This window comes from Streptomyces cinereospinus, assembly GCF_042430725.1.
In the GTDB taxonomy this organism is placed as follows: domain Bacteria; phylum Actinomycetota; class Actinomycetes; order Streptomycetales; family Streptomycetaceae; genus Streptomyces; species Streptomyces cinereospinus.
On the sequence record NZ_JBHMCY010000009.1, the window covers coordinates 108,642 to 121,095 of the forward strand.

The 12,454-nt window shown below is 73.8% G+C and carries 12 protein-coding genes; 4 read left to right on the forward strand and 8 right to left on the reverse strand.

Annotated features, from left to right (window positions below; genetic code table 11):
- Positions 1-46: 46 nt before the first annotated feature.
- From ACFF45_RS07095 to miaA, 4 genes are all read right to left on the reverse strand, one after another.
- Positions 47-2,257 (reverse strand): RelA/SpoT family protein, encoded by a 2,211-nt coding sequence (locus tag ACFF45_RS07095; protein WP_381343393.1) that lies wholly within the window; start codon positions 2,255-2,257, stop codon positions 47-49.
- A gap of 387 nt (positions 2,258-2,644) precedes the next feature.
- The gene (gene dapF, locus ACFF45_RS07100) at positions 2,645-3,514 is read right to left on the reverse strand and encodes a diaminopimelate epimerase (protein ID WP_381343395.1); all 870 of its coding nucleotides are present in this window, start codon (positions 3,512-3,514) and stop codon (positions 2,645-2,647) included.
- A 70-nt stretch (positions 3,515-3,584) separates the two neighbouring features.
- The gene (locus tag ACFF45_RS07105) at positions 3,585-4,118 is read right to left on the reverse strand and encodes a hypothetical protein (protein ID WP_381343482.1); all 534 of its coding nucleotides are present in this window, start codon (positions 4,116-4,118) and stop codon (positions 3,585-3,587) included.
- A gap of 108 nt (positions 4,119-4,226) precedes the next feature.
- Positions 4,227-5,165, reverse strand: a complete 939-nt coding sequence (gene miaA, locus ACFF45_RS07110) for a tRNA (adenosine(37)-N6)-dimethylallyltransferase MiaA (RefSeq protein ID WP_381343397.1) — start codon at positions 5,163-5,165, stop codon at positions 4,227-4,229.
- Positions 5,166-5,348: 183 nt separating this feature from the next.
- Here miaA and ACFF45_RS07115 point away from each other — a divergent pair, with 183 nt between their 5' ends.
- Positions 5,349-5,624: a hypothetical protein gene (locus tag ACFF45_RS07115; RefSeq protein WP_381343400.1), complete on the forward strand. Its 276-nt coding sequence runs from the start codon at positions 5,349-5,351 to the stop codon at positions 5,622-5,624.
- 61 nt (positions 5,625-5,685) lie between these two features.
- Positions 5,686-6,021: an antitoxin gene (locus ACFF45_RS07120; protein ID WP_381343403.1), complete on the forward strand. Its 336-nt coding sequence runs from the start codon at positions 5,686-5,688 to the stop codon at positions 6,019-6,021.
- A gap of 177 nt (positions 6,022-6,198) precedes the next feature.
- Here the strand turns inward: ACFF45_RS07120 and ACFF45_RS07125 are convergent, their stop codons facing one another.
- The 4 genes from ACFF45_RS07125 to ACFF45_RS07140 form a co-directional block, all read right to left on the reverse strand.
- Positions 6,199-6,921: a class III extradiol ring-cleavage dioxygenase family protein gene (locus ACFF45_RS07125; protein WP_381343405.1), complete on the reverse strand. Its 723-nt coding sequence runs from the start codon at positions 6,919-6,921 to the stop codon at positions 6,199-6,201.
- 179 nt (positions 6,922-7,100) lie between these two features.
- On the reverse strand, positions 7,101-8,621 hold the full coding sequence (gene miaB / locus ACFF45_RS07130; protein ID WP_381343408.1) for a tRNA (N6-isopentenyl adenosine(37)-C2)-methylthiotransferase MiaB: 1,521 nt from the start codon (positions 8,619-8,621) through the stop codon (positions 7,101-7,103).
- Positions 8,622-8,694: 73 nt separating this feature from the next.
- Complete coding sequence (locus ACFF45_RS07135; RefSeq protein WP_381343411.1) at positions 8,695-9,348, reverse strand: response regulator; 654 nt, start codon at positions 9,346-9,348, stop codon at positions 8,695-8,697.
- A complete protein-coding gene (locus ACFF45_RS07140) occupies positions 9,258-10,310 on the reverse strand; it encodes a sensor histidine kinase (RefSeq protein WP_381343414.1) in 1,053 nt (350 codons plus the stop codon). The genes ACFF45_RS07135 and ACFF45_RS07140 overlap by 91 nt, the downstream gene beginning before the upstream one ends.
- Positions 10,311-10,611: 301 nt before the next feature.
- On the opposite strand from ACFF45_RS07140, the gene ACFF45_RS07145 reads away from it, so the two are divergent.
- Positions 10,612-11,097, forward strand: a complete 486-nt coding sequence (locus ACFF45_RS07145; protein ID WP_381343417.1) for a cation:proton antiporter regulatory subunit — start codon at positions 10,612-10,614, stop codon at positions 11,095-11,097.
- Positions 11,098-11,101: 4 nt separating this feature from the next.
- On the forward strand, positions 11,102-12,325 hold the full coding sequence (locus ACFF45_RS07150; protein WP_381343420.1) for a cation:proton antiporter: 1,224 nt from the start codon (positions 11,102-11,104) through the stop codon (positions 12,323-12,325).
- Positions 12,326-12,454: the final 129 nt, after the last annotated feature.

Consider the following 12,454-nt stretch of genomic DNA (forward strand, 5'->3'; position numbering starts at 1 on the left):
CGCGTGCGGCCGCGTCCCTGGGCGGCGGGTCAGGTCGTGCCGTCCCTCACCACGCCGGCGCGTGGTACTGGGCCCGGCTCACGTCGTACACCCCCGCCACGTTCCGCATGGCGCGCATCAGGGCGGGCAGCTGGGCGGCGTCGGCCAGTTGGAGGGTGTAGGTGTGGCGTACGCGCTGCTGGGTCGGGGGTTCGACGGTGGCCGAGACGATCTCGGCGCCCTCCAGGGCGATGGCCTCGGTCAGGTCGGCCAGGAGGTGCGGGCGCCCGAACGATTCAGCGACCAGCGTGACCCGGCACTCGGAGGTACGCCCCCAGCGCACGCCCACCTCCGTGCGCCCCACGCTCTTCATCCGGGCCACGGCGGCGCATCCGACGCGGTGCACGGTCACCATTCCCCCGCGCACGGCGAACCCGGTCACCTCGTCGGGCGGTACGGGCGTACAGCAGCGGGCGAGCCGCACACCGGCGCCCGGCCGGTCGACGGCCACGGCGTCCGTGGCGACGGAGAAGACGGAGGCCGCTGAGCCCCGTGTGGCGGAAGTGACACAAGCGGCGGAAGTGACCGATGCGGCCTCTGGAACGAGGCGTTCGGTCAGGCCGTCGGGGCCCGTTGCCGTGTCCCCGCACCCCTCCGCTCCGGCGGGCACCGGATGCGCCGTGAGCCAGCGCTGGATGGCGATCCGGGCGGCCGGTGTGTGAGCGTGTTCCAACCACTCCCGGGAGGGCTCGGAGGCCGGGTCCTGGCCCATCAGGAGCTGGACGGTGTCGCCGTCCCGCAGGACCGTGCTCAGCGTCGCGAGACGGCCGTTGACACGGGCGCCGATGCACGCGTGCGCGTCCTCGCCGTACTGCGCGTACGCGGCGTCCACGCAGGTCGCGCCCTCGGGCAGGCCGAGGGTGCCGCCGTCGGGACGGAAGACGGTGATCTCCCGGTCCTGGGCGAGGTCCTCCCGCAGGGTGGACCAGAAGGTGTCGGGATCGGGTGCGCCCCGCTGCCATTCGAGGAGGCGGGAGAGCCAGCCGGGACGGGTGGGGTCGGCGCGCTCGCCGTCCGCCGGGTCGTCGGAGGCGGGCGGCGCGTAGGGGTTGCCCAGTGCGATGACACCGGCCTCGGCCACCTTGTGCATCTGGTGGGTGCGGATGAGGACCTCGGCGATCTGGCCGTCCGGGCGGGCGAGGGCGGTGTGCAGCGACTGGTACAGGTTGAACTTCGGTACGGCGATGAAGTCCTTGAACTCCGAGACGACGGGCGTCATGCAGGTGTGCAGTTCGCCCAGGACGCCGTAGCAGTCCGCGTCCTCGTTGACCAGCACCAGCAGCCGGCCGAAGTCGCAGCCGCGCAGCCGGCCGCGCTTGCGGGAGACGCGGTGCAGGGAGACGAAGTGCCGCGGACGGATGAGGACTTCGGAGGAGATGCCGGCTCCGTTCAGCACGGCGCGCATCTCGTCGGCGATCTCGGCGAGCGGGTCGTCGGAGCGGCCCGTGTTCCCGGCGATCAGCGCGCGGGTGCGCTCGTACTCCTCGGGGTGGAGGATGGCGAAGACCAGGTCCTCCAGCTCCGTCTTGAGGGCCTGGACCCCGAGCCGCTCGGCGAGCGGGATGAGGACGTCCCGGGTGACCTTGGCGATGCGGGCCTGTTTCTCGGGGCGCATGACGCCGAGGGTGCGCATGTTGTGCAGCCGGTCGGCGAGTTTGATCGACATCACCCGGACGTCGTTGCCGGTGGCCACGAGCATCTTGCGGAAGGTCTCGGGCTCCGCGGCGGCGCCGTAGTCGACCTTTTCCAGCTTGGTGACGCCGTCGACGAGGTAGCGGACCTCCTCACCGAACTGCTCGCGTACCTGATCGAGGGTCACATCGGTGTCCTCGACGGTGTCGTGCAGCAGGGAGGCCGTCAACGTCGTCGTCTCCGCGCCCAGTTCGGCGAGGATCAGGGTGACGGCGAGCGGATGCGTGATGTAGGGCTCGCCGCTCTTGCGCATCTGGCCGCGGTGCGAGGACTCGGCCAGGACGTAGGCGCGGCGCAGGGGTTCGAGGTCGGCGTCCGGATGGTGGGCGCGATGGGCCTCGACGACATGGCCGATCGCGTCGGGCAGCCGGTCGCGCGCGGCGGGGCCGAGCAGCGCGGCGCGGCCCAGGCGGCGCAGGTCGAGCCGTGGGAGCGACCTTCTGCGCGGCGCCGACGAGGGCGCGGGGCCTGTCATCGGGACCGCCGCAGTACCTGGGGTCGCAGGGTTCGTGGCCTCCGCACTCATGGGCACCTCCGGCTGCGTGGACCGGCGAACGGGGTGCCCCATGGCGGACACGGCTCAGGGGTTGGCGACTTCTTCCCCGTCCGGGCCGGTGCTTGATGCTACCGAGCCGACCACGCCCGCCCGACCGCCTCTCGCCCAGCGTGAAACGGATCACCCATTCGAGCGACGGTTTGGATGTTTATGCCGGACACGGCGTACGCCCGGCGACCCAACGACGCGTCAGCCGGGCGCACTCGGGCGGCCGGCCCCGGTGCGATCGCTCCCCGGGCCGCGCACGCACAAGCTCCTCGGGCCGCGCCCTCGCAAGCTCCTCGGACCGCGCACCCGGGAAACTCCTCGGACCACCCGCGGGCTCCTCGGAGCGCGCACCCGCGAGCTGATCGCTGCTCAGCCGACCGCGCCGGCCAGCCACTCCGCGTCGATCTCGCCCTCGGCGACGATCACGGCCGGGCCGGTCATCTCGATCTCGCCGTCCGGGCGCTCCGTGATGACCAGGCGTCCGCCGGGGACGTCCACGGTGTATGTCGCCGGGGTGCCGGTGACGGCCGGGTCGGCGCCGTCGCGGCGGGCGGTCGCCACGGCGACGGCGCACGCGCCCGTGCCGCAGGACCGGGTCTCGCCGGAGCCGCGCTCGTGCACGCGCATGGCGACGTGCCCGGGGCCGCGGTCGACGACGAACTCGACGTTGACGCCGTCCGGGTAGGCCGCGGCCGGGCTGAACGGCGGCGGGGTAAGCAGGTCACCGGCGTCGGTGAGGGCGTCCACGAAGGCCACGGCGTGCGGGTTGCCCATGTTCACGTTCCGCGCGGGCCAGCTGCGCTCGCCGACGCTCACCGTGACGTCCCCCTCGGGGAGCCGCGCCCGGCCCATGCCGACCGTGACGTCACCGTCCTTGGCGAGGTGCACCGTCTTCACGCCCCCGCGCGTGGCGACGGTGATGTCCCCTTCGGTCACGTGACCGGCGCGCTGGAGGTAGCGCGCGAACACCCGCACGCCGTTGCCGCACATCTCCGCGACCGAACCGTCGCCGTTGCGGTAGTCCATGAACCACTCCGCCTCGGCCGCCATCCCCTCGGCCTCGGGGTGCGCGGCGGACCGCACGACGTGCAGCAGGCCGTCCCCGCCGATGCCGGCGCGGCGGTCGCACAGGGCGGCGACGGCGGCCGGGGGCAGGTCGACGGCGTTCTCGGGGTCCGGGACGATCACGAAGTCGTTCTCGGTGCCGTGACCCTTGAGGAAGGCGATCCGCGTGCTCATTCCTCGATCGTACGGGGTGCCTGCGACACCCCGCCCCGGCCGGGCCGTCCGCCGGGGGCGGGCCCCGGCGTCAGCGCAACCGCGCCACGCGCCAGACCGCCAGCACGATCACCGCGGCGACCACGACCACGTACGCGAGCACCACCCGCCAGTCCGGCCGGCGCCCCGAGCCCCGCTGGGGCAGTCCCGGCCAGGTGTGGCCCACCCTGCGGGCGGCCATCATGCCCCAGCCCGCCGCGCAGGAGCAGATCAGCAGCCCCAGCATGGCGATCACGGCCCCGCTGTCGCCGAAGTCGAAGGCCAGCGGGAACGCGAACATCAGGGAGCCCACCGCGGCCAGCCCCACGATCGGGGCGAGCTGCCACAGACGCAGCCGGCGCTGGGGGCGCAGTTCGACCTCGACCTCGGGGCCGCCGACGAACAACTCGTCCGGCTCGGGGCCGTCGTCGGTCACGCCGCCCGGCGGCGCCTCGTCGAGTCCGTCGGGGCCCAGCGGACCACCGGCGTCGATGCCCAGACGGCCCGTGTCGTCACGCTCCGGTTCACCACGTCCGGTGATGGCGTGCTCGGTGCCTTGTGCGGTGTCGCGAGGGCCGGCCTCCATCGCCACGCGCCCTCCCAACTTGGACTCCACTTGGTCGATCGAAGCTCGATGATGGCACGGCACCGAACGCCCGGATGACGGCCGGAGCGTCCCGATGCCATGACGTGATCAGGCTGTAACCGGTCCTTCCACCAACGCCAGGGCACGCCGCGGAAGTTCCGTGAGATCCGCCGCGGCCCCACTGAGCCAATGCACCCGGGGGTCTCGCCTGAACCACGCGTCCTGACGGCGCGCGAAGCGTTTGGTGGCCCGGACGGTCTCGGCGCGGGCCTCCTCCATCGGGCACGCCCCGGCGAGCGCCGAGAGCACCTGCTGGTAGCCGAGCGCGCGCGACGCCGTACGCCCCTCGCGCAACCCCCGCGCCTCCAGTGCGCGCACTTCCTCGACGAGGCCCGCTTCCCACATCCGGTCGACCCGGCGCGCGATCCGCTCGTCGAGTTCGGGGCGCGCCACGTCGACCCCGATCTGCACGGTGTCGTAGACCGAGTCGTGCCCCGGGAGGTTGGCGGTGAAGGGCATGCCGGTGATCTCGATCACTTCCAGCGCCCGGACGATCCGGCGGCCGTTGCTGGGCAGGATCGCCCGCGCGGCCCCGGGGTCGGCGGCGGCGAGGCGGGCGTGCAGCGCGCCGGGGCCGCGCAGCGCGAGTTCCTCCTCCAGCCGGGCCCGGACCTCGGGGTCGGTGCCGGGGAACTCCAGGTTGTCGACGGCTCCGCGGACGTAGAGGCCGGAGCCGCCGACCAGGATCGGCCAGCGCCCCTCGGCGAGCAGGGCGTCGATCCGCGCGCGGGCGAGCCGCTGGTACTCGGCGACGGAGGCCGTGACCGTGACGTCCCAGATGTCCAGCAGGTGGTGCGGGACGCCACCGCGCTCCTTCGGCGTCAGCTTGGCGGTGCCGATGTCCATCCCCTGGTAGAGCTGCATGGAGTCGGCGTTGACGACCTCCCCGCCGAGCTGCTGGGCCAGATGAACGCCCAGATCGGACTTTCCGGCCGCGGTCGGTCCGACGACGGCGATGACTCGGGGGGTGGGAAGTGCGCTGCTCACCGCACCAGTCTCGCAAACCTCGCAACGCGCTCTCGAACGAGTTACGTGACGACGGCGACCCGGAGTCGTTGCCCGTTGCGAGGTTCACGCCGCCGGTCAGGGAGAGGCGGTGACCCGGGAGACGCAAACGGACGCCCCGGGCGGCGCGGGATTTCGCCCGCACGAGTAACGTATGGAGTGGATATGGGCGTTTTTGCGCGACTTTTCCGCAGGTCGAAGACCAGGGAAGAGGCGTCGACCGCCGAGGCGCGGGCCGACCGGCCGCCGGCCGGGCCGGAGGCGGACGGGGCAGCGGGAGCGAAGGGATCCGACGAGGCCGACGCCGGCGCCGGCAGGGAGCCGGCCGCGGCGGTGAAGGAGGGTGCCGGGGGCGACGCGCCGGAGGTCGTCGAGATCCCCCAGCAGCAGTCCCCCGGCAAGGCGGCCGACTCCGAGACCGACGAGGGCGCGCGGACGTAAAGGTCGTAGCGGGCGCAAAGGGTCATAGAGGCCGGACAGGTCCCGCGAGGGAAGGTGAACCATGGGTCTTTTCGAGAATCTGAAGGGCAGGCTCGGCCCGGCCAAGGGCAAGGTCTCCCACCTCGCCCAGCAGCACGGGGGCAAGATCCAGCACGGGATCGACCGGGCCGCGAAGGTGGTCGACGAGCGGACCAAGGGCAAGTACAGCCACAAGATCCACTCGGGCACCGACAAGGCCAAGGGCGCCATGGACCGGCTCGCGCACAAGGACGACGTGCACAGGGGCGGCGACACCACCGGGGGTACCCCGGGCGGCCCCACCATGCCGCCGAGCAGCCCGCCGCCGGGCAGCCCGCCGAGCAGCTCTCCGCCGAGTGGCCCGCCGCCGGCCTCCTGACCGGCCGGGGAGCGAGCTGACGGCGGGGCCCACGGGCCGCGCGGACCGGCGCCCACGACACGGCGGACGGCCACGGGACACACGCTCCCGGCCGTCCGCCGTCTCGGCCGCCGTCGCCGGGCCGGGCCCGGGCGACCGACTCGGCGGGCCCGGCCCAGGCCCTACGACCAGGCGGCCCTACGACCAGGCCGCCACCACGTACCCCACGCCGTACGGCGCGTCCTCGTACAGCGGTGTGCCGGCGAGCCCGGCGCCGGCGGCGGCTGCCGCGAGGACCTGCCAGGGGGCCCGCCCCGACACCAGCAGCCGGCGCGCCAGCTCCACGTCCAGGGCCTCCAGGGCCGCGAGGTCCACCGCCCCCAGCGCGCGTCCGACCGCCGCGTCGAACGGTGCCGCCCGTTCGTCGAGATAGCCCGGCGCCTTCAGCGAGCGGCACGCGCTGGCGTCACCCATCACCAGCAGCGCCACCCGCTCGGCCCCGGCGGCGACGGCCCTGCCGGCCTCGGCGCACCGCTCGGGCGCGAGCGACTCCGGCACGGCGTGTGCCTCGATCGGGGCGTCCGCCCACCCGACCCGCTCCAGCAGCCACGCGGCGACCGCGAGCGACGGCGGCAGCGTCCGCCCCGCCGCCGCCTCGTCGGCGGACTTCTCCCGGCCCAGCCGTACGCCGGCGTCGACGCCGAAGCCCCGGAACGAGCCGGGCGTGCCCTCCGGGTACGACTCGGCCTCGCCGTGCCGCGTGGGCCCGACGACGACCAGCCGGTCGGGCCGGGCGGCGGCGAGCACGCCGAGCGCGTCCGCGCACGCGGCACGGGCGGCGTCCAGCTCGGGTGCGGCACCCGCGGCGACCGCGGGGACGAGGAGCGGCGGGCAGGGGCAGACTGCTGCGGCGACAAGCATGATCGGCAGCGTAACCCCGCGGGCCCACGGTCAGCGCCCCGCCTCGGCTCACGGCACACATCCACTGTCCCGAGCCCGGACCGGACCCAGTCCGGCCCGAGTGCGGCCGGGCCCGGCGTCAACCACCAGCGCACCCTACGAGCGAGCCGGACGTCGGCCCCCGCCTGCCGAGCCCTGCCTCAGTCGCAGCCGCACCCGCTCCCCGAGGCCACCGGCAGCGGCTCCGGGACGCCCACCTTCGGCAGGCCCAGCAGCACACCCGCCGGCTTGGCCGCCTCGGCGGCGTTGCGCTGCTCCCAGGCGTCACCCGCGCGCGTGCGGCGCACGTCGAGGACGGGCCCCTCGGCGAGGAGGTGGTGCGGGGCGGCGTACGTCACCTCGACCGTGACCACGTCGCCGGGGCGCACCTCCTGCTCCGGCTTGGTGAAGTGGACCAGGCGGTTGTCGGGGGCGCGGCCGGAGAGGCGGTGGGTGGCCCCGTCCTTGCGGCCCTCGCCCTCGGCGACCATCAGCTCCAGGGTGCGGCCGACCTGCTTCTTGTTCTCGTCCCAGGAGATCTCCTCTTGGAGGGCGACGAGACGCTCGTAGCGCGCCTGGACGACCTCCTTGGGGATCTGCCCGTCCATCTCGGCGGCCGGGGTGCCGGGCCGCTTGGAGTACTGGAAGGTGAACGCCTGCGCGAACCGGGCCTCGCGGACCACGTGCAGGGTCTGCTCGAAGTCCTCCTCCGTCTCGCCGGGGAAGCCGACGATGATGTCGGTGGTGATCGCGGCGTGCGGAATGGCGGCGCGGACCTTCTCGATGATCCCGAGGTAGCGCTCCTGGCGGTAGGAGCGGCGCATCGCCTTCAGGACCGTGTCCGAGCCGGACTGGAGCGGCATGTGCAGCTGCGGCATCACGTTCGGCGTCTCGGCCATGGCGGCGATGACGTCGTCGGTGAAGTCGCGCGGGTGCGGCGAGGTGAAGCGGACGCGCTCCAGGCCCTCGATCCTCCCGCAGGCCCGCAGCAGCTTGCTGAACGCCTCGCGGTCGCCGATGTCGGAGCCGTACGCGTTGACGTTCTGGCCGAGCAGGGTGATCTCCGAGACGCCCTCGGCGACCAGGGCCTCGACCTCGGCGAGGACGTCGCCCGGGCGGCGGTCCTTCTCCTTGCCGCGCAGAGCCGGGACGATGCAGAAGGTGCAGGTGTTGTTGCAGCCGACGGAGACCGACACCCATGCCGCGTACGCGCTCTCGCGGCGCGTCGGCAGCGTGGAGGGGAACGCCTCCAGCGACTCGGCGATCTCGACCTGCGCCTCTTCCTGGACGCGGGCGCGCTCCAGCAGGACCGGCAGCTTGCCGATGTTGTGCGTGCCGAAGACGACGTCCACCCAGGGCGCCCGCTTGACGATGGTGTCGCGGTCCTTCTGCGCGAGGCAGCCGCCGACCGCGATCTGCATGCCGGGCCGCCCGGCCTTCTTCGGCGCGAGGTGGCCGAGGTTGCCGTAGAGCCGGTTGTCGGCGTTCTCCCGGACCGCGCAGGTGTTGAAGACGACGACGTCCGCCTCGCCGTCGGAGCCCTCCGGGGCGCGTACGTACCCGGCGTCCTCCAGCAGCCCGGCCAATCGCTCGGAGTCGTGGACGTTCATCTGGCACCCGTAGGTGCGGATCTCATAGCTGCGAGTGACGCCCACTGTCTGGCTCCGGTCGATGCTGCTCATGGCACAAGGGTAGGCCGTCCGGGGAGCGCGCCTTCCCGGCCGCCGCACGAGCAGGCCTTCGGCGGGGCCTCGGTCAGGGTTCGATGAGCCCCGCCCGGATGGCGTACCGCGTGAGTTCCAGCCGGTCCCGCATGCCGAGCTCGTGCAGCAGGTTGGCGCGATGCCGTTCGACGGTCCTGGCGCTGATGAAGAGCAGCTCCCCGATCTCCTTGGAGGTGTGTCCCTCGGCGACCAGCTTGAGGATCTCCTCCTCGCGCTCGGTGACGGCCCGCTCGGGCAGCGCGTCCCCGCGGCGGAGCCGGTCCAGGTAGGACCGGACGAGCGCCCGCTCCACGCCCGGACAGATGAACGGCTCGTCCCGCACCGCCGCCCGGCACGCCTCGACCAGGTCCCGGTCGGCGACGGACTTCAGGACGTAACCGCAGGCTCCGGCCCGGAGCGCCTCGAAGAAGTACTGCTCGTTGTCGTACATCGTCAGGATCAGGATGCGCAGGCCGGGCAGCCGCCGGGACAGCTGGCGGGCCGCCTGCAGCCCGGTGGTCCGGGGCATCGCCACGTCGAGCACGGCCAGGTCCACCCCGCCCGCCCGGGCGCGCGCGACCGCCTCCGCGCCGTCCCCGGCCTCGGCGACGACGGTCAGGTCGGGTTCGCCGTCGAGGATGAGCCGTACGCCGCGGCGTACGAGCGTGTGGTCGTCCGCGAGCAGCACGCGTATCGGTGCCGGCACCAGCGGCCCCCGCGCGCGGGTATGCGCAGTCGTACGTCCGTGCCCCGCCCGGGAGCCGCCCCCACCGTCAGCACCACCCCCACCGTCAGCACCGCTCCGACCAGCAGAGCCCGCTCGCGCATCCCGGCGATCCCGGCTCCCTCCGGCGCCGCACCGACCCCTGCGCCGTTGTCGCGGACGAGTAGTTCGACGCCGCCGCCGACCGGTCCGAACCGCAGGCCGGCACGGTCGGCGCCGGAGTGCCGCGCGGTGTTGGTGAGCCCTTCCTGGGCCACTCGGTAGACCACCAGTTCGGTCTCCTGGTCGAGCGGGGGCAGCTCGCCGTACACGTCGTGCCGCACGGTCAGGCCGTGCGCGGTGAAGTCACCGGCGAGCGCCCGCAGCGCGCTGGCCAGCCCCAGTTCGTCCAGCACCCCCGGCCGCAGCCGGCGGGCGATGCGGCGGATCTCGTCGAGACCCGCCCGGGTCGCGTCCTGGGCCTGCCCGACCTCCGCCCGCAGCTCCTCGGGCACCCGGTCGGCGACCCGCTTGAGCTGGAGCAGCACGGCGGTGAGGGTCTGCCCGACCTCGTCGTGGAGTTCGCGGGCGACGCGGTGGCGCTCCCGCTCCTGGGCGGAGAGCGCGCGGGCCGCACTGGCGGCGCGCTCGGCCTCCAGCCGGTCCAGCATCGTGTTGTACGTCGTGATGAGCTGCGCCGCCTCCACGGGCCCGGCGACCTCGGCGCGGGCGCCCGGCCGCAGCAGGTCGGCGGTGGCCATGGCCCGGCCCGGTCGGCCCAGCGGGGCCAGCCCGACCCGCAGGACCGCCGCGTTGACCGCGAGCAGCGCCGCGAGGCCGCAGACGACGACCAGGGCCTCGCCCGGCAGCACCGGAGTCGACACGGTGACCGGGCCGAGCAGCAGAGCGGCGGCCACGACCAGGCCGAGGGCGTTCAGCAAGAAGATCCGCCAGAACAACGACACCCCCGTGCCCGCTCCTCTCCCGGCCTGGTCTTCGCCGGCCGACGCCACCGCGCTGACCAGCCTCTCCGCCCTCCGCCGGTCGCGAACCACCCGTCATGACACCCATGTCGCCACCGTACGGGCGGATGGCAGCATGGCGGGGCCACGGGTCGCCGGGACGACCGGCCGGCCGACCGGCCGACCCGATCCGCGGCCCGCGGCCCGCGGTCTGCGATCCGCTCGGTCCCGGTCCGTGACCAGCGATCCGCGACCAGCGACCAGCGACCAGAGTTCGACAATCAGCGATCGAAGGGGAAGAAACGTGTCCGCTCCACGCCTGAGGGCGACGCCGCTGCCGGGCATCGGGGTCCAGTACGACCTGGAGACCCGGGAAGACCGCCATCTGTCCGTGGTGGCCCACCGCGACGGCACGCGGACGGTGAGCGTCTACCGGCCCGACGACCCCGACTCCTGCGCCCACTCGCTGCATCTCACCGCCCCGGAGGCCGGTGCGCTGATCGACGCGCTCCAGCCGTCGCACCACAGCAACAGCCTGCTCTCCACCACGGACCTGGGTCTGGTGGCCGAGCGGATCGAGGTCGGCGCGACCTCGCGCTGGAACGGCCGCGTCCTCGGCGACACCCGGATGCGCACCGAGACCGGCGCGTCCGTCGTGGCGGTGCTGCGCCGGGCCGACGCGATCCCGTCCCCGGCGCCGGACTTCCGGCTCGCCGGCGGTGACACCTTGATCGTCATCGGCACCCGCGAGGGCGTCGACGCCGCCGCGGCGATACTCGGGCGGGAGTGAGCCGGTGCACTCCGCGGTCCTGTTGATCGAGTTCGGTTCGATCCTGCTCGGCCTCGGCCTGCTCGGCAGGGTGGCCGGACGGCTGGGCTTCTCCCCCATCCCGCTGTACCTGCTCGCCGGGCTGGCGTTCGGCGAGGGCGGTCTGCTGCCGCTCGGGGCGAGCGAGGAGTTCGTGGCCATCGGCGCCGAGATCGGTGTCATCCTGCTGCTGCTCATGCTGGGCCTGGAGTACACGGCCAGCGACCTGGTCACCAACCTCAAGGCGCACTACCCGGCGGGCCTGGTCGACTGCGCGCTCAACGCCCTGCCGGGCGCGGCGGTCGCGCTGCTCCTCGGCTGGGGCCCGGTGGCCGCCGTGGTCCTGGCGGGCGTCACCTGGATCTCGTCCTCCGGCGTCATCGCCAAGGTGCTCGGCGAACTCGGCCGGATCGGCAACCGGGAGACCCCGGTGATCCTCAGCGTGCTGGTCCTGGAGGACCTGGCGATGGCCGTGTACCTGCCCATCGTCACCGCGCTGGTCGCCGGGGTCAGCCTGGCGGCGGGGAGCGTGACGCTGGCGATCGCGCTGGGCGCGGCCGGGCTGGTGCTCTTCGCGGCCGTGCGCTACGGCCGCGTGATCTCACGCTTCGTCTCCAGCGACGACCCGGAGAAGCTGCTGCTGGTCGTGCTCGGCCTGACCATCCTGGTCGCGGGTATCGCCCAGCAGTTGCAGGTGTCGGCGGCGGTGGGCGCCTTCCTGGTCGGCATCGCGCTGTCCGGGGAGGTCGCGGAGGGCGCGCACACGCTGCTGAGCCCGTTGCGCGACCTGTTCGCCGCGGTCTTCTTCGTCTTCTTCGGCCTGCACACCGATCCGGCGAGCATTCCGCCGGTGCTGCTGCCCGCCCTCGCCCTGGCCGTCGTCACCGCCGTCACCAAGATCGCCACCGGCTACTGGGCGGCCCGGCGCGCGGGCATCTCCGTCAAGGGCCGCTGGCGCACGGGCGGTGCGCTGGTGGCCCGCGGCGAGTTCTCGATCGTGATCGCCGGCCTGGCGGTGACGGCCGGCATCGAACCGTCCCTGGGCCCGCTGGCCACCGCGTACGTCCTGATCCTGGTCGTCATCGGGCCCCTCACGGCCCGCTACACCGAGCCGCTGGCGATGCGCTGGACGCGCCGCCGCGCCCCGCGCGGGGCCGAGCCGGTGCGGCGGACGGAGGACGCCAAGGCGGAGGCACCGGTGGGGGACTGAGCCCCGGGGGGCGAAGCGGCCGCGGCCCCCGACGCGTGACGGAGGAGACGGATGCCCGGGCGTGCGACGCGCTGTCGATCGCCCGCCCGGGCGTCCGGTACGACCGCCTCAGCACCCCACCGACGCCGT